Genomic DNA, 16,882 nt, shown 5'->3' with positions numbered 1-16,882 from the left:
TTTCTTTCTAATTTAATTAGAACTCAAAAGTTATTAAAAGTAAATCCTAACATTCATAAAAAGAAGACCTTAGAAAAATTCCAAAGGTCTCATCTTTATTATTCGAAAAAAATTACGGGAAGAGTTATAAATCGAAGACAATTCTTACTATTATTCCAACTCTATCCCCTTCTCTCGGAGATTAGCCAGACACTCCTCATGGTAGGCATCGTCATGTTCGCTGTATATAGGGCAAGTCAACTTCTCCTCAGCTAAATCTTCATATAAAGGGCAAGTCTTACCACGGTAGTTCTTATCGAGCCACTCTGGACTGACATTGTAGCCACGGTTAGCCATTTCCTCCATGATCAAGCGATGATAGGCATAGAGACGATAGGGCGAGTGAGTAAAGACATAGTCCACCGTCGCATGCTTTCTGCCCCAGCCATTACCACGTAGGGCGCAACACTCTCGATGTTGCCCCAAAAGTTGAGGACGCGGAAGCTGTGAAATCAAAGCCTCATGCCAAAGTCTCATGGAAGTCTCCTTTCAGTAAAGTCGAATGCTGCAAGTAGGTATTTGGATAGCGTTTAAGCAAGTCTCGAGTCTTAGCGATTACATCTTCCTTAGAAGCATGACCATAGCGGTAGCGATCCAGCAAGAGCATATAGTCCTTACGCTCAGTATCTGTCGCTTTCTTTTTGAAATAGCCCCAAATATGCTGAAAAGCATTGCAAACCTGACCCCTATGCTCTGGAATCTGGCAGGCACGATCAATCATCTCTTGAACCTTACTCACCTCCACCGCTTCTTGCTTGAGATACTGACGAATCTCATTGTAAATATTGCTGGAATGACTCAACACGAGGTATTTGTTTCTAGCCCAGAGTTGTTGGCACTGGGATTTTTGATTAGTTTGTTCCATGTTTCTCCTTGTTTTCTATCAGTTTCCAGGAAATATGGAAACAAAGTTGTGTCTAAAAAATGAGCGAATCAATAATTTTTTTGTAATTCCTGATTTTTCTAATAAACCTTGTTTGACAATCCTTAAATACCTGAATATGTCTCTACTAACAACTGAATCTTACGTAAAACTTCTTGCTTTTTCCGTTCACGCGCTCCCTGTCTACGAGAAGTTGGTGGAATAATCGAATCTAAATCAGTCCCACTGTTTTCAGCATAACCTCGTTGAATTGATTTGTCTATGAATAATTGGTAATCAGCTACAAGGTTCTCAGACTCAGCTAGGTCATGGATTGCGATTTTCTTGCGTTCCTTGCCATATTCGTAGAAAGCATTGATAATCCCATCATGGTCTTTCAATTTTTGCAAATCAGTGTCATTGATAAAGCCGATAACCAACTCTTCTTTGGCACGAATATCGATACTAGAACGAATCACACGACTAACTTCTGCTTTCATTGCTTCTTTGGACTCAGAATTCTTCGTTTTTTCAACAATCAATGCAAGAATGTAGTCCAGATTAATCTCATCTGTTTTTAAGAGTTCGATTTCAAATTCAACATCTGAAAGGTCAACACCTAAGTCTTTTGTTCTTTCATAATTTTTAAGGTTTAAGAATTCATCTCGAATTTCTACATAAGTGCTTCTTAAATCCTGAAGATAACCTTCAGAGATAGGCTTATCGATTTCTTGAAACTCATCATAATTTCGAAGGACGTTATCAAGCTTCAGTAACTCACCAAATAACTTAACAAATTCTTTTTTATCATGTTCTGTTTCAATTTCTTGTGGATTAGGAAATCTTTCCAAAATTTCCTGACAAACCGCAGTATAGCCTTTGACCTCTATACCCGTTACTTGATCCACGAAACCATCCATGTATTCACTAAAGCTTTTTTCTAAGATGATTTCAAGCTTATTTGTGTCTCCAAAAGTCTTAATAGCTTCCTGCGTAGCCTTTTCTAAATCACGGAAACAAACAATATTCCCAAAACGTTTAACCTTATTAAAAATTCGATTAGTTCTCGAGAAAGCCTGAATCAAACCATGATAACGTAGGTTTTTATCGACAAAGAGAGTATTCATACTTGGAGCATCAAATCCCGTCAAGAACATACCAACTACAATCAGCAAATCCACTTCTTTGGATTTAACTCTTTTAGAAAGGTCACGATAGTAATTTTGGAACTCCTTCCCATCAGCTGAGAAGTTGGTCTTGAACATGTGATTATAGTCGTCAATCGCTCTAGAAAGAAACTCTTTAGAAGATAGAGGCAGGGCTGTATCTTGAGGCTCTAGCTCTTCATCTTGAATTTCTCCATAAGCTGACTGTTCTTCGTTAGGTGCAAAACTAAAGATAGTTGCAACTTTCAATCGTTTAGCTTCTGGTAAAGCTGCTTGCTGTCGTTGGAGTTCTTCATAGTATAATTTTGCTGCTTCAATACTCTGTACAGCTAGCATGGCATTAAATCCAAACAGTTGTTTTTGCTTATGAGTATAGTGTTGATTTCGATGCGTCTTGTCATCATAAACTCTCAACAGGTACTCAGTGATGGTTGCTATCCGTTCTGGATGTAGAAGTAATTCCTTCTCTATCTTTTTGAGTTTCTTCTCATCAATCTCTCGACCAACTGCTTTTTCAGCTTCTCTATACTTATTGATTTCAGGTTTGATATAGTTATAGTCAACCTTGAACTTCAACACTTTTTCATCTCGAATAGCATCCGTGATAACGTAGTTATGAAGTTGTTCTCCAAAAACTTCTTGTGTCGTTTCACCCGTCAAGCTATTTTCTGGGAAAATCGGTGTCCCTGTAAATCCAAATAGAGCACACTGTTTAAAAGCCTTCTTAATACGCTTTTGAGCCTTCCCAAACTGGGAGCGGTGACATTCATCAAAGATTAAAACACATTTTTTACTATAGATTTCATGATTTGGATTCGCTGTTATAAATTTGTTTAACTTTTGAATTGTTGTGACAATGATTCGATCATCATTTTCTTCGATACTTCGTTGGAGCTCTTTGGTATTGTTGCTACCATTGACTGAATTTGGCTGGAACTTTTTATATTCATTCATAGTTTGGTCATCTAGGTCTTTTCTATCAACCACAAAAATCACTTTATCAATATAGTCCAACCCTGTTGCCAAACGGGCAGTCTTAAAGCTTGTCAAAGTTTTTCCTGAACCCGTTGTATGCCAGATATAGCCACAAGCATTGATTGTGCCAAAGTTCTTCATCTCATTAGACGAATGAATCTTGCGTATGATACTCTCAGTAGCTGCTATCTGATAAGGGCGCATGATGAGCAAGGTGTTATTAGTATCAAAAACACAATACTTAGTCAAAACTTCCAAGAGGACACGCTTGCTAAAAAAAGTAACAGTAAAATCTTCCAAATCGTGAATAGTCTTATTCTTACGGTCTGCCCATTCACAGGTGAACTCATAATGATTTTTATTTTGAGCTGTTGTATTGGCAAAATAGCGTGTAAAAGTGCCATTCGAAATGACAAAAATCTGAATGTATTTGTATAAAGAATTCTCGCTATTGAAGCTTTCCTTACTATAACGGTGAACCTGATTAAAGGCTTCTTGCAGACTAACACCACGTCTTTTCAATTCAATCTGAACTAGAGGGAGACCATTTACCAAGATAGTGACATCGTAACGATTAGTATGACTACCCACCTGGGTCACTTGATTGATGACCTGCATACTGTTGTTGTGAATGTTTTTCTTATCAAGGATAAAAATATTTTTAATCCGTCCATCATCAAATACAAAGTCATAAATATGATTCTCTTGTATTTTTCGAGTTTTTTCAACTAGCCCCTCATTAGGACAATCCAGATATTCCATTACAAAGCGATTCCACTCAGCATTCGAAAAAGTCACCTTATTAAGTTTTTCTATTTGCACCTTGGTATTTGCTAAAATCTCTGCAGGAGTATGAATATTTAGGCGTTCATAGTTGAGATGATTTACCAAATCAGAAATCAGCTGATTTTCTAAATCTGCTTCTGACTGGTATTCTCTATCCGTGCGATACTCTGGTTGATACTCAGCCAAGAGAATCCCTTCATTTGTTTCCGCAACTACTTCATGTACTTTTGAATAATCAACCATAGTATGTTCCTTTTTTGTTTTAATTGAGATCCTATCTCAAAATGATTAAAGAATTTTATCTAGTAAAGTTTAATAATTGTTCTCTCCAGTATTCATACTGTTTCTGTCTTAGTTCAATTTCCTTCGGGAGGCCCTCAGAAAGAGAGTTGGTTAGGGTGTTAAAATTGTCAAGAACGGAGACAATTCTTTTTTGTTCAGTAAGGGATGGTAAGATAAACTTATATTGCATAATAGCCTGCTTATCTCCTCGGGGCATCTTAGAACCTTTTGAATATTGCACATTATAATAAAAGAATCGATCATCTGACAAAATATAATATAAATATTTGTTTTCCATACAAGGGATTATAGAATTTTGAATTGTCAAGACATCTCCACTTGTCCCACCAACTTGATTCGAAAACCAAATTTTTTTGAGATAAGGTCTGATATTACCAATCAGTATATCACCCTGATTATAGGTTGTAACACTTCCTTGATCAGGTAAAAATGTAGCAACTGCTTTCCCTTTTCTATCTTGCAACAAATTATCAACTCCAACATAAGTTTCAGGAGTTAAATCTGTCACACTAATCCTCTTTTGACTATATTCTGCAACTGCTCTCAACTTCACTCGAATTGGTCCAAATACCCACTGTAAAAGCTTGATAATAGCGGAGTTATCCCACTCCTCTACTCTACTCTCAGTGTACTCGCCTTCGGCGACGAATGTCAAGAGTTTTTCTCTAAAATATTCATACTGTTTTTGGCGTAGTGCAATCTCCTTGGGAAGTCCGATATTTAAGTCGTTACAAACCGTATCAAAGTTGTCTAAAACTTGAACAATACGAGACTGGATTTCAAGGGAAGGGACTGGGATTTTCAGTTTCGAAAGTGCACTACCATTCGTTAAAGCTCTTGTTGTATAAGTACTATACCGCACAATATCCTTTCGAAAGCTAGTTGATTCAAAGCAATATGCACAGTATTCAGGAAGCAATAATTTCGTAATCGGTCTAGCTCTCAAAACAAATCCGCTAAAAACTCCGTCTTTAACTTCATCTAATAATACGGAACTTTTTCCAATTTCTTCTTGTGTCTCAGAAGTTCGTGTAAAAAAGACATCCCCTCTTTGAATACTATAACGCTCTTTTTCCTCAGGACTTACTCTAACTTTTCCTCCCAAAACATTCGCTGATAATTTATTGTTTCTGTATACATCAGTATAATTAACTATAGGTGTTCCAATTCCAAAAAATTCTTTTCCTTTGTTCAATCCATTTTTAAAAACAAATAATTCCCCCAAAGTCTTCCACTCAACCTGATAAACCTCATCCTCAAATGACAAAAGTTTATCTCGATAAAAAGAATATTGCTTTTTACGTGAGGTCAATTCTGAGGTCAATTCTGAGGTCAATTCTGTAACATACTCAGTCATTTTGTCAAGTATTTGCACAATTTTTTCTTGAATTTCTAGAGGAGGAATTGGGATTTTAAAACTCCTCATTTTCGATAAAGAAACAATTGGAAAGCTACCCTCATTTATTCCTTTCTTCATATCATTACTTAGAATATGTAAGTAATAAAACAAAAACTTCATATCTATATCTTTATCATATTTCTGTTTTTTCATAACAGCGGTTATCTGCTGATTACATAAAAAAGGAACAGTAATCAAAGCAATTTCTCCTATCGTAGCCGTTGTAGAAATAATTATTGAATTAGGAGTAAAAACTTTACCCCCCTTAACTGCATTTCTGGAGACATGCTGTAGTGAATTAGACAATACCCGTCCATTTTTACGTATATCCTCTAATCTAAACCAAGGTATAGTTCCATTTTCCCAAAATTCTTTATTAGTTTTTGAGGGTGTGTATCCATTTTTTAATTCACACACCTCCCCCAACTCTTTCCACTCAACGTGACAGTTTTGGATTTCTTCTAGGATATTCATCAGTTACCTCCTTCCTTGGCTAGATTTTCAATACTTTTGATTTCCCTGAGATAATCTTTTTCAACTTGACTAAGGGTCTTGGTTTGATAGCTCTTATATTCCTTATCTACCTTCTGCTTCATCTGTTCACGAGAGATAGAACCACCATTGTCCAGCAAGTCTTCTCCAGTAGCCTGAAGGATACGATCTACGTGAACCACCCAGTCAGCCATAGTCATGACTTCTTCTCGCTCTGCCTGCCTTTCAGCAAAGTCTAGATATCCCGATACAAGCTGATTAAGCCCACGAAGCTCCTTCTCTGTCAGATAGTTCTTGGCAACTTTTGCTTCAGATAGAGTAGGGAGGTCGCCCTTAAAAGTGGTCAAGCCCATAAACTCCTTTTCGCTATCGACACGGTTATAAATGAGTTCACTGGCAGTATTGTGGTGGATGGCATAATGCATCTTGTTTTGAACCGTCGCAAAGAATTTCTTTGCCTCTGGTGAGTTTGCATTGTAATCACTTGATGTCGCGAAAAGATCTAAAACCTGACGGTAAAAGACTTTTTCACTCGAGCGAATATCTCGGATTCTTTCCAAGAGTTCTTTAAAGTAAGAGCCTCCACCCAAGTTTTTCAAACGCTCATCATCCATAGCAAAGCCCTTGATCAGATACTCTTTCAAGACTGTCGAAGCATAGTGTCTGAACTGGATTCCACGAGGGGAACGAACACGATAACCAATCGCCAAAATCATATCCAGATTATAGTAGGCAACATTCCGCTGAACACTTCTATTACCCTCATTTTGAACTGTCAACTTATAGTTGACAGTTGCCTCTTCCGCTAATTCACCATCTTCAAAAATAGCCTTGATATGTTTACTAATGTTTTGCTTGGAAGTTTGAAAGAGCTCAGCTAATTCCTGTTGGGTCAACCAGACTGTTCCATTATCCAAGTGGAGTTCAATAGCTGACTTACCGTCATCTGTCCTATAGAGAATCACATCATTTGCCATGGCTCAGCTCCTCTACAATCTTATCTATCTCTGCACGCAAGTGGTCAATCTTGGCAACAGTCTCAGCAATTTCTTTATTTAGCTCATCAATATCAATCTTCTCACGTGTATCTTCTTGTTCGACATAGGTTGATACAGACAGGTTATAATCCTGCTCTAAACCAATCACATCATTATCAACAAGAGCCGCTTTATAGTCTACGCTTTGACAATTAGTAAATAATTCAATAATGTGCTCAATATTGTCATCCGTCAAGATATTATTATTAGTTTCTTTCTTAAATTCTTTACTCGCATCAATAAAGAGTGTTTTATTTTCAAGTTTATTCTTCGCTAGAACTAAAATCGTGGTCGCAATAGAAGTTCCAAAGAAGAGATTGTCTGGAAGGGAAATAACCGCTTCAACAAAGTTATTATCTACTAGATACTGACGAATGGTCTTTTCAGCACCACCACGATAGAAAATCCCTGGAAAACAAACAATAGCTGCTCGACCTTTATTAGACAGGTGGTTGAGACTATGCATGACAAAGGCAAAGTCAGCTTTTGACTTAGGAGCTAGCTTACCAGCTGGCGCAAAGCGGTCATCATTTATCAGAGTTGGATCTCCATCTCCCACCCATTTGACAGAATACGGGGGGTTAGAAACGATAGCATCAAAGGGCTTTTCTTCTAAATGCTGAGGATTTAAAAGGGTATCTCCTCGCTTAATATCAAAGTTATTGTAGTTGATATTGTGTAAGAACATATTCATACGAGCCAAGTTATAGTTTGTCATGTTAATTTCTTGACCAAAGAATCCATCTTCTAGAATATGGTCTTCATATTGTTTTTTCATTTGAAGAAGGAGAGAGCCTGAACCACATGTTGGGTCATAGACCTTGTTAATCTTGTCCTTGCCGACCATCACTAGACGAGCTAGTAGTTTAGAGACTGTCTGAGGTGTGAAAAATTCACCCCCACTTTTTCCTGCATTACTTGCATAGTTGGAAATCAAGAACTCATAAGCATCCCCAAAGGCATCGATGTCATTTTCCTCAAAGTTACCAAAGTTAATGCTATTGATACCATTTAGAATGTCAGAAAGTCGTTTATTTTTTTCTGGAACAGTTCCACCAAGGATATTGCTTCGTGTATCCAAGTTATCAAACAAACCTTTGATATCATCCTCTGATTTGAAGCCAATCGCTGACTTCTCAATAGCTTGAAAAATGTTAGCCAAGTCTTCGTTTAAATTTTCATTTTGCGAGGCTTTCTCGACAACATTTTCAAATAGTTGACTCGGAAGGATAAAGAATCCCTTATCCTCAACTGTCCCTGGTTTAAAATCTTGCTCAGCTTCTTGGTCACTCAATTCAGCATAACGGAATTCTAAGTCGCCAGCTTCATGCTCAGCACGGTCAAAATAGTCTGCCATATGCTCTGAAATAAAGCGATAGAAAAGGATACCTAGGATATATTGCTTAAAATCCCAACCATCTACAGCACCACGAACATCGTCCGCAATCGCCCAAATTTTACGATGCAGTTCCTTGCGTTCTGCATTTTCTTTACTTGCCATTTTTACTTCCCTTATTAAATAAATGTATTATCTCTTCTATTTTATCATATTTTAAGAAAACCCACTCGAACTAGGAAGGATGAGTGGGATAGAAATGTTTTTAGATTAAGATTTTAGAATTTGATTATATAAGTTCAATTATTTTTTGATTTTATTAAGGTAGTAGAACATCTTTCATACCATCCTTATCATCACTCTTTATAAATACAACATTTCGTTTTCCTGTTAACTCTACCAATTTTTCTTTACCAAGAATGATTGCAAGATTCTTAATAATCGAACGTTTAGCTGGTTCATCAAAATAAGTGAAAATAAATCGATATAGATACTCACCTTTCTCTGCTAATTCAAAACATTTTTGAAATATCTCTTTATCCAAGGGATCAACAGAGTGACCAAAAATAATTATATTTTTGGATATCAATATTGATACTTCCTCATCTGAATCCTTGTACCTTGGTTGGAAAAATTCTTCAAATTCATTTCCTGTCTCTTTAACGACCCTTTGGTAATACTTCTGATAAGGAATTAAATCACTGTTAACATCATTTTCTTTATCTTCAATTCCAAAGACCATAGTATTGATGCGACCGAAAGTTCTCTCTAAATCAATTCGACCATGTATAAAATGAGTTAGCGTATCAAAAGTTCCAAATAGATATTCTGAAGTATTGGTATAATTAAAATTTAAAATATAGGCATGTGATAAATAACGTATTGCATCCAAAGCTGTTAGCTTGGATTTAATATTCCTAACTTCAAAATCAAGAAAGTCTCTATAAGATAAATATATTTCTAATAATTCAATCAATAGATCAAGTTGCCTGATAAATTCGTTATTTAATTCATCCAATGCAACTTCTCTTTCTAAAAAACTCCAGCCTTTTTCATCGAATAGGGAGAGGAAAGTATATGCAATATATAATTTTGAACTGTAATTAGCACTCATACGCCAATCAATCTTATGTTGCTCTATAATACTTTTTAACGGTCTATTAAGTTGATTAGAGTATAGCAAGCTACTGTTTTCTTTAAAATACATTATTGCATCTGCTAGTTGCGAAATCATGAGTTCAATATTCGACCAATTTTTCCCGAGTGTCTCTTCGTTTCCATTAATAAATCTCAAATACAAATTATTCTTGTATTTCTCAATACTAATATTTTTAGCTTTTAGAAACTCCAGTAATTTCTCATCTGAATTGGAAAATAATTGTTTTTCAAACTCAATAAAATCGGTATACTTTGTTTTTCGCCCCATAGCGATATCAAAGCCATTACCCAGAATGAGAATAGTATTTGCCATGAATTTTTCTCCTACACATTATAGATAATTACTTAAATTATAGCACGAATCTACTAAAAAATTTTATCCTGCTACTTGTATCGCTTCTTCTACTTTCACTTTTTTCTCCTTCTTACTTAGACCACTCAAGCATCGCTTACTGTCTCGGATTGTATTGAGGTCCTTGAGAAGTTTGGCTAGGTGTTCTTTTTCAGGATAGACTTCTGCACTGGCTGCGGTATAGCGTATAAAAAGGTCCATAGATAGTTGAAAGTTCGGTACGGAGTTGTCTAGTCTTGCCAACTTCCTTGGCAGACTTAGAAGCACGCGCCTTACTCTCCACTTGATTATATTCCTCTTGAGCATTGACCACCGCCGTCAGCAGCAGAATACTTTTAAATTTATGGAAACACGGTTGTTCTAAACCTAGAATGCATGTAAATTTTAGAGAATAGACCTATTATAAGTTTCGAAAGCCTATCTTCCTATCCATTCCTCATCAAAAAGACTCATTCGCCCTTTCTCCTCCAAAATATGGTATAGTAGAGTTATACTATCTATGAGGAGTTCACATGTCACAGGATAAACAAATGAAAGCTGTTTCTCCCCTTTTGCAGCAAGTTATCAACATCTCATCAATTGTCGGTGGGGTTGGGAGTTTGATTTTCTGTATTTGGGCTTATCAGGCTGGGGTTTTACAGTCTAAGGAAACCCTCTCTGCCTTTATCCAGCAGGCAGGTATCTGGGGGCCACCTCTCTTTATCTTTTTACAGATTTTACAGACGGTCGTCCCTATCATTCCAGGAGCCTTGACCTCAGTAGCTGGGGTCTTTATCTATGGTCACATCATCGGGACTATCTACAACTATATCGGCATCGTGATTGGCTGTGCCATTATCTTTTATCTGGTGCGCCTCTACGGAGCTGCCTTTGTCCAGTCTGTCGTCAGCAAGCGCACCTATGACAAGTACATCGGCTGGTTGGATAAAGGCAATCGTTTTGACCGTTTCTTTATCTTTATGATGATTTGGCCCATTAGTCCAGCTGACTTTCTCTGTATGCTGGCTGCCCTGACCAAGATGAGTTTCAAGCGCTATATGATTATCATCATTCTGACTAAGCCCTTTACCCTCGTGGTTTATACCTACGGTCTGACCTATATTATTGACTTTTTCTGGCAAATGCTTTGACACGTAAAAAATCCGTTTGGTTTCCCAAGCGGATTTTGTGCTTTATTTCGAAACTTCTTTTGCAAGGACAAAGTTTCCAAGAGTAGCAGAACCATTTCCTGCTACTGCTGGCGTTACAATGTAATCACGCACATCTGGTACTGGTAGGTAACCATTGAGAAGAGATGTAAATTTCTCACGGACACGGTCCAGCATGTGTTGTTGAGCCATGACCCCTCCACCAAAGACAATCACGTCTGGGCGGAAAGTCACTGTCGCGTTGACCGCAGCTTGAGCGATATAGTAGGCTTGAACATCCCAAACAGGGTTGTTGAGTTCAATGTTTTCTCCACGAACACCTGTACGAGCTTCCAAACTTGGACCAGCTGCATAGCCTTCCAGACATCCCTTATGGAAAGGACAAACACCCTTAAACTCTTTTTCAATATCCATTGGGTGTCTAGCAACATAATAATGACCCATTTCAGGATGACCCACACCGCCGATAAACTCACCACGTTGGATGACACCTGCACCGATACCTGTACCGATTGTGTAGTAAACCAAGTTTTCGATACGGCCACCAGCATTGTTACGGGCAACCACTTCACCATAAGCAGAGCTGTTTACATCTGTTGTGAAGTACATTGGCACGTTTAGGGCGCGACGAAGGGCACCAAGCAAGTCTACATTTGCCCAGTGAGGTTTTGGAGTCGTCGTGATAAAGCCATAAGTTTTTGAATTTTTGTCAATATCAATCGGACCAAATGAACCAACTGCAAGACCAGCAAGGTTATCGAATTTTGAGAAGAACTCAATGGTTTTATCGATTGTTTCGATTGGAGTTGTTGTTGGAAATTGTGTTTTTTCTACAACGTTAAAGTTTTCATCACCGACAGCACAGACAAACTTTGTACCGCCCGCTTCCAAGCTTCCATATAATTTTGTCATGATAAACCTCTTGTTTTTATTTTCTTTATTATAGCATATTTTAAAAATCTAAGTTTCTCAATTTTTTAGATTTTCCTCTGTAAATCTTACCATTCAAGCAAAAACGAACAAACATGTCATTTGTTCGTTTTCATTTAGCTAGGAAAGATTAGGCTTTCACTTCGATAAGAGCATCCCCCTTCGCAACTGAACCTGTTGCGACTGGAGCTACTGAAGAGAAGTCAGCTGTGTTTGTAACGATAACCATTGTTGTATCATCAAGTCCAGCTGCAGCGATTTTGTTTGAGTCAAATGTTCCAAGAACATCGCCAGCTTTTACCTTGTCACCTTGGGCAACTTTTGCTTCAAAACCTTCACCATTCATTGTTACAGTGTCGATACCAACGTGGATCAAGACTTCAGCACCATTAGTTGTTTTCAAACCAAAGGCATGTCCTGTTGGAAAGGCAATTGAAACTTCAGCATCAGCTGGTGCATAAACCACACCTTGGCTAGGTTTCACAGCGATACCTTGTCCCATAGCTCCACTTGAGAAGACTGGGTCATTAACATCGGCAAGAGCGACAACGTCACCAACAATAGGGGTTACAAGTGTTTCATTTTGAAGAGCTGCTGGAATGTTACCAGTTGTTTCTTCTTGGACCAAACGTTCTGTCTCTACTTCAGTAGCAACTTCTTTTTCATCCTCATAACCAAACATATAAGTAAGAGCGAAACCAAGAACGAATGATACAGCTACCATAAGAAGGTATTGGGCAAGTTGTCCGTTACCGATGTAAAGCATTGTACCTGGGATAATTGTGATACCATTACCAGTACCAGCAAGTCCAAGGATAGAAGCCAATCCACCACCGATTGCACCAGCAATCAATGAAAGGAAGAATGGCTTACGGAAGCGCAAGTTCACCCCGAAGATAGCAGGCTCTGTAATACCGAGGAAGGCAGAAAGAGCAGCTGGGAAAGCAAGTGTTTTCAGTTTTGGATTTTTCGTTTTAACACCAACCGCAACAGTCGCAGCACCTTGAGCTGTCATAGCAGCAGTGATGATAGCGTTGAATGGGTTAGCATGGTCAGCAGCAAGCAATTGAACTTCAAGCAAGTTGAAGATATGGTGCACACCTGACACGACGATCAATTGGTGAACCCCACCAATCAAGAAACCACCAAGACCAAATGGCATGCTGAGGATCGCTTTTGTAGCGATAAGAATGTAGTTTTCAACAACGTGGAAGACTGGTCCGATGACAAAGAGTCCAAGGATAGACATAACCAAAAGTGTCACGAATGGTGTTACCAAGAGGTCAATCACATCTGGAACAACCTTGCGGACAGCTTTTTCAAATTTAGCTCCGACAACCCCGATGATGAAGGCTGGAAGAACAGAACCTTGCAAACCAACAACAGGAATGAAACCAAAGAAGTTCATAGCTGTTACTTCACCACCTGAAGCGACTGCCCAAGCGTTTGGAAGTGAGCCAGAAACAAGCATCATACCAAGAACGATACCAACGGCTGGATTTCCACCGAATACACGGAAGGTTGACCACACAACCAAACCTGGCAAGATGATGAAGGCTGTATCTGTCAAGATTTGAGTATAAGTTGTCACGTCAGCTGGAAGTGTCATTCCAAGAGCAGTCAAGAGACCACGCACACCCATGAAGAGACCTGTCGCTACGATAACTGGGATGATTGGAACGAAAACGTCACCGAAAGTACGGATAGCACGTTGGAACCAGTTCCCTTGTTTAGCAGCTTCTGCTTTCATGTCATCTTTAGATGATGTTGGCAAACCAAGTGCAACAACTTCATCGTACATTTTATTAACTGTACCTGTACCAAAGATGATTTGGTATTGACCTGAGTTAAAGAAAGCACCTTGAACTTTTTCCAAGTTCTCAATCACTTCTTTATTAATTTTTCCTTCATCTTTGACCATGACACGAAGACGAGTCGCACAGTGAGCTACACTGTTGACATTTTCACGTCCGCCCAAGGCATCGATGACTTTTTTTGCAATTTCCTGATTGTTCATTTGCAAAAATCTCCTTATATAAAATTTTGTTCTTGTTTGAAAGCGATTTTATTCGCCCTACGACTATTATTTTATCATGTTTTAGAAATATGTCAAGCGTTTTGCAGAAAAAATATTCTATCAACTTAGTTGGCTCGCTTTAGATTGATTGTTTTTGACTGTTTTATCAGGTATTCCTTAAAAAACAAGTTTAAAATCTTGGTTAAAAGGGTTTTATTTCATTATCTTTCATATTTCCGTGAAAATTCGATTGATTTTCTGATTTTATTTTATGACAATCGTTTGACAGTTTTTTCTCTTTTTTAACATAAAAGACTTGCTTTTTTAACCGAAAACGGTTACTATTAAAAGTGATAAGATTTTTGGAGGAATGAATGAATGGAATGGACAACCGAGCGTCGTTACAGACTTTATCAAGATTGGACGCAAGAAGAAATTCAACATATAAAAGAAAATATAGCACAATCTCCATGGCATACTCATTACCATGTTGAGCCAAAAACAGGACTTCTCAACGATCCAAATGGCTTTTCCTACTTTGATGGCAAGTGGATTGTTTTTTATCAGAACTTTCCATTTGGTGCAGCCCATGGTTTAAAATCTTGGGTGCAATTGGAAAGTGAGGACTTGGTTCACTTCACAGAAACTGGTGTCAAAGTTTTACCTGATACTCCATTAGATAGCCACGGTGCCTACTCTGGTTCTGCCATGCAGTTTGGCGATAACTTGTTCCTATTCTATACAGGAAATGTCCGCGATGAAAACTGGATCCGTCACCCTTACCAGATTGGAGCTTTGATGGATAAGGATGGCAAGATTACAAAGATTGACAAGATTTTGATTGACCAACCAGCAGACTCTACTGACCACTTCCGCGACCCGCAAATTTTTAACTTCAAGGGCCAATATTATGCCATCGTCGGTGGACAGGACTTGGAGAAAAAAGGCTTCGTCCGTCTCTACAAAGCTATTGACAACGACTACACAAACTGGCAAGCAGTTGGCGACCTTGACTTTGCTAACGACCGTACTGCCTACATGATGGAATGCCCAAATCTGGTCTTTGTAGGGGAACAACCTGTCCTTCTCTACTGCCCACAAGGATTGGATAAGAAAGTTCTAGACTACGATAATATCTATCCAAATATGTATAAGATTGGGGCTTCCTTTGACCCTGAAAATGCCAAAATGGTAGATGTGTCTCAGCTTCAAAACATGGACTATGGTTTCGAAGCCTATGCAACTCAAGCCTTCAACGCTCCTGATGGACGTGCTCTAGCTGTTAGCTGGCTTGGCTTGCCTGATGTTTCATATCCATCTGACCGTTTTGACCACCAAGGAACCTTCTCTTTGGTCAAGGAACTCACTATCAAAGACGGCAAACTATACCAATACCCAGTCGCAGCTATCAAGGACCTTCGTGCATCTGAAGAAGCCTTCTCAAACCGTGCTCAAACCAAGAACACTTACGAACTTGAACTCAACTTGGAAGCTAATAGCCAGAGCGAGATTGTCTTACTTGCTGATCAAGAAGGCAAGGGACTTTCCATCAACTTTAACCTTGTAAATGGTCAAGTGACAGTGGATCGTAGCCAGGCTGGTGAACAGTACGCTCAAGAATTTGGGACAACGCGTTCTTGTCCAATCGATAACCAGGCTACTACTGCTACGATTTTCATCGATAACTCTGTCTTTGAAATTTTCATCAATAAAGGAGAAAAAGTATTTTCTGGTCGTGTCTTCCCACATGCGGACCAAAATGGTATCCTGATTAAATCTGGAAACCCAACTGGAACTTACTATGAATTAGATTATGGTCGCAAAACTAACTGATGTCGCCAAACTTGCAGGCGTCAGCCCAACTACCGTTTCTCGGGTTATCAATAAAAAAGGGTATTTATCTGAAAAAACCATTCAAAAGGTTAATGAAGCCATGCGGGAATTGGGCTATAAACCCAACAACCTAGCTCGCAGTCTACAAGGAAAATCAGCTAAGTTAATCGGCCTGATTTTCCCCAATATTTCTAACGTTTTCTATGCAGAATTGATTGATAAGCTGGAACACCAACTCTTCAAAAATGGTTATAAGACCATCATCTGCAACAGTGAGCACGATTCTGAAAAGGAACGCGAATACATCGAAATGTTGGAAGCCAATCAGGTGGACGGCATCATTTCGGGTAGTCACAACTTGGGAATCGAAGACTACAATCGTGTGACAGCACCGATTATTTCCTTTGACCGAAACCTATCGCCAGACATTCCTGTCGTTTCCTCTGACAACTATGCTGGTGGGGTCCTTGCTGCCCAGACCTTGGTTAAGACAGGCGCCCAGTCTATCATCATGATTACAGGGAATGACAATTCTAACTCGCCAACCGGACTGCGCCACGCTGGTTTTTCTTCTGTACTCCCAAAATCTCCTATTATCAATGTTTCCAGTGACTTTTCTCCAGTCAGAAAAGAAATGGAAATCAAGAATATCTTGACCCGTCAAAAGCCAGATGCCATCTTTGCTTCGGATGACTTAACAGCTATTCTAGTCATTAAAATCGCTCAAGAATTGGGCATTTCTGTCCCAGAAGAGCTCAAGGTTATCGGCTATGATGGTACCTACTTTATCGAGAATTACTACCCTCAACTGGCTACTATCAAGCAACCCTTGGAAGAGATTGCCTGCCTCACTGTTGACCTTCTCTTGCAAAAAATCGAAGGCAAGGAAGTCGCAACAACTGGTTACTTTTTACCAGTTACTCTTTTATCAGGAAAAAGTATTTAATACTCAATGAAAATCAAAGAGCAAACTAGGAAGCTAGCCACAGGCTGTACTTGAGTACGGCAAGGCGAAGCTGACGTGGTTTGAATTTGATTTTCGAAGAGTA

12 protein-coding genes and 1 pseudogene are annotated in these 16,882 nt (G+C 38.7%); 3 read left to right on the top strand and 10 right to left on the bottom strand.

The genetic code is table 11. From position 1 onward, the window contains the following. Positions 1-150: 150 nt before the first annotated feature. The 8 genes and pseudogenes from HT717_RS06295 to HT717_RS06260 all read right to left on the bottom strand — a co-directional run. Positions 151-516, bottom strand: a complete 366-nt coding sequence (locus HT717_RS06295; RefSeq protein ID WP_061088320.1) for a TIGR02328 family protein — start codon at positions 514-516, stop codon at positions 151-153. Further along, positions 500-904 carry a YbgA family protein gene (locus tag HT717_RS06290; protein ID WP_061088321.1) on the bottom strand — a complete coding sequence of 135 codons (405 nt, stop codon included), beginning with the start codon at positions 902-904 and terminating at the stop codon, positions 500-502. Before HT717_RS06290 ends, HT717_RS06295 begins: the two co-directional genes overlap by 17 nt. A gap of 122 nt (positions 905-1,026) precedes the next feature. Beyond that, positions 1,027-4,071: a type I restriction endonuclease subunit R gene (locus HT717_RS06285; protein ID WP_173304747.1), complete on the bottom strand. Its 3,045-nt coding sequence runs from the start codon at positions 4,069-4,071 to the stop codon at positions 1,027-1,029. Positions 4,072-4,126: 55 nt separating this feature from the next. Next, a complete protein-coding gene (locus tag HT717_RS06280) occupies positions 4,127-6,004 on the bottom strand; it encodes a restriction endonuclease subunit S (protein WP_173304745.1) in 1,878 nt (625 codons plus the stop codon). Further along, positions 6,004-6,999: a virulence RhuM family protein gene (locus HT717_RS06275; protein ID WP_061088325.1), complete on the bottom strand. Its 996-nt coding sequence runs from the start codon at positions 6,997-6,999 to the stop codon at positions 6,004-6,006. The genes HT717_RS06280 and HT717_RS06275 overlap by 1 nt, the downstream gene beginning before the upstream one ends. Then, a complete protein-coding gene (locus HT717_RS06270) occupies positions 6,989-8,560 on the bottom strand; it encodes a type I restriction-modification system subunit M (protein WP_153226051.1) in 1,572 nt (523 codons plus the stop codon). Before HT717_RS06270 ends, HT717_RS06275 begins: the two co-directional genes overlap by 11 nt. A gap of 154 nt (positions 8,561-8,714) precedes the next feature. Further along, the gene (locus tag HT717_RS06265) at positions 8,715-9,866 is read right to left on the bottom strand and encodes an AbiH family protein (protein ID WP_061088327.1); all 1,152 of its coding nucleotides are present in this window, start codon (positions 9,864-9,866) and stop codon (positions 8,715-8,717) included. A 63-nt stretch (positions 9,867-9,929) separates the two neighbouring features. Then, positions 9,930-10,230: pseudogene (locus HT717_RS06260) on the bottom strand (DUF6261 family protein); the annotation flags it as partial. A gap of 187 nt (positions 10,231-10,417) precedes the next feature. Here HT717_RS06260 and HT717_RS06255 point away from each other — a divergent pair. Further along, positions 10,418-11,035: a TVP38/TMEM64 family protein gene (locus HT717_RS06255; RefSeq protein WP_020900751.1), complete on the top strand. Its 618-nt coding sequence runs from the start codon at positions 10,418-10,420 to the stop codon at positions 11,033-11,035. Positions 11,036-11,077: 42 nt separating this feature from the next. On the opposite strand, the gene scrK is transcribed toward HT717_RS06255, so the two are convergent. Continuing rightward, positions 11,078-11,965 carry a fructokinase ScrK gene (gene scrK / locus HT717_RS06250; protein WP_020900750.1) on the bottom strand — a complete coding sequence of 296 codons (888 nt, stop codon included), beginning with the start codon at positions 11,963-11,965 and terminating at the stop codon, positions 11,078-11,080. A 148-nt stretch (positions 11,966-12,113) separates the two neighbouring features. After that, on the bottom strand, positions 12,114-14,000 hold the full coding sequence (locus HT717_RS06245) for a sucrose-specific PTS transporter subunit IIBC (protein ID WP_153226628.1): 1,887 nt from the start codon (positions 13,998-14,000) through the stop codon (positions 12,114-12,116). A 378-nt stretch (positions 14,001-14,378) separates the two neighbouring features. Here HT717_RS06245 and HT717_RS06240 point away from each other — a divergent pair, with 378 nt between their 5' ends. Both HT717_RS06240 and HT717_RS06235 read left to right on the top strand, forming a co-directional pair. Continuing rightward, on the top strand, positions 14,379-15,833 hold the full coding sequence (locus tag HT717_RS06240; protein ID WP_173304743.1) for a glycoside hydrolase family 32 protein: 1,455 nt from the start codon (positions 14,379-14,381) through the stop codon (positions 15,831-15,833). Beyond that, positions 15,814-16,779 (top strand): LacI family DNA-binding transcriptional regulator, encoded by a 966-nt coding sequence (locus HT717_RS06235; RefSeq protein WP_000226013.1) that lies wholly within the window; start codon positions 15,814-15,816, stop codon positions 16,777-16,779. The genes HT717_RS06240 and HT717_RS06235 overlap by 20 nt, the downstream gene beginning before the upstream one ends. Positions 16,780-16,882: the final 103 nt, after the last annotated feature.

Origin of the sequence: Streptococcus sp. 959 (assembly GCF_013277075.1) — a bacterium.
GTDB classification, from domain to species: Bacteria; Bacillota; Bacilli; order Lactobacillales; family Streptococcaceae; genus Streptococcus; species Streptococcus pseudopneumoniae_C.
The sequence above is the reverse complement of the archived record's forward strand: the minus strand, read 5'-3'. Positions and strand labels throughout refer to the sequence as shown.

Bases quoted from the DNA above. Each gene is read 5' to 3' on its own strand.
- HT717_RS06295 (WP_061088320.1), bottom strand. From the start codon at position 516: ATGAGACTTTGGCATGAGGCTTTGATTTCACAGCTTCCGCGTCCTCAA.
- HT717_RS06290 (WP_061088321.1), bottom strand. From the start codon at position 904: ATGGAACAAACTAATCAAAAATCCCAGTGCCAACAACTCTGGGCTAGA.
- HT717_RS06285 (WP_173304747.1), bottom strand. From the start codon at position 4,071: ATGGTTGATTATTCAAAAGTACATGAAGTAGTTGCGGAAACAAATGAA.
- HT717_RS06280 (WP_173304745.1), bottom strand. From the start codon at position 6,004: ATGAATATCCTAGAAGAAATCCAAAACTGTCACGTTGAGTGGAAAGAG.
- HT717_RS06275 (WP_061088325.1), bottom strand. From the start codon at position 6,999: ATGGCAAATGATGTGATTCTCTATAGGACAGATGACGGTAAGTCAGCT.
- HT717_RS06270 (WP_153226051.1), bottom strand. From the start codon at position 8,560: ATGGCAAGTAAAGAAAATGCAGAACGCAAGGAACTGCATCGTAAAATT.
- HT717_RS06265 (WP_061088327.1), bottom strand. From the start codon at position 9,866: ATGGCAAATACTATTCTCATTCTGGGTAATGGCTTTGATATCGCTATG.
- HT717_RS06255 (WP_020900751.1), top strand. From the start codon at position 10,418: ATGTCACAGGATAAACAAATGAAAGCTGTTTCTCCCCTTTTGCAGCAA.
- scrK (WP_020900750.1), bottom strand. From the start codon at position 11,965: ATGACAAAATTATATGGAAGCTTGGAAGCGGGCGGTACAAAGTTTGTC.
- HT717_RS06245 (WP_153226628.1), bottom strand. From the start codon at position 14,000: ATGAACAATCAGGAAATTGCAAAAAAAGTCATCGATGCCTTGGGCGGA.
- HT717_RS06240 (WP_173304743.1), top strand. From the start codon at position 14,379: ATGGAATGGACAACCGAGCGTCGTTACAGACTTTATCAAGATTGGACG.
- HT717_RS06235 (WP_000226013.1), top strand. From the start codon at position 15,814: ATGGTCGCAAAACTAACTGATGTCGCCAAACTTGCAGGCGTCAGCCCA.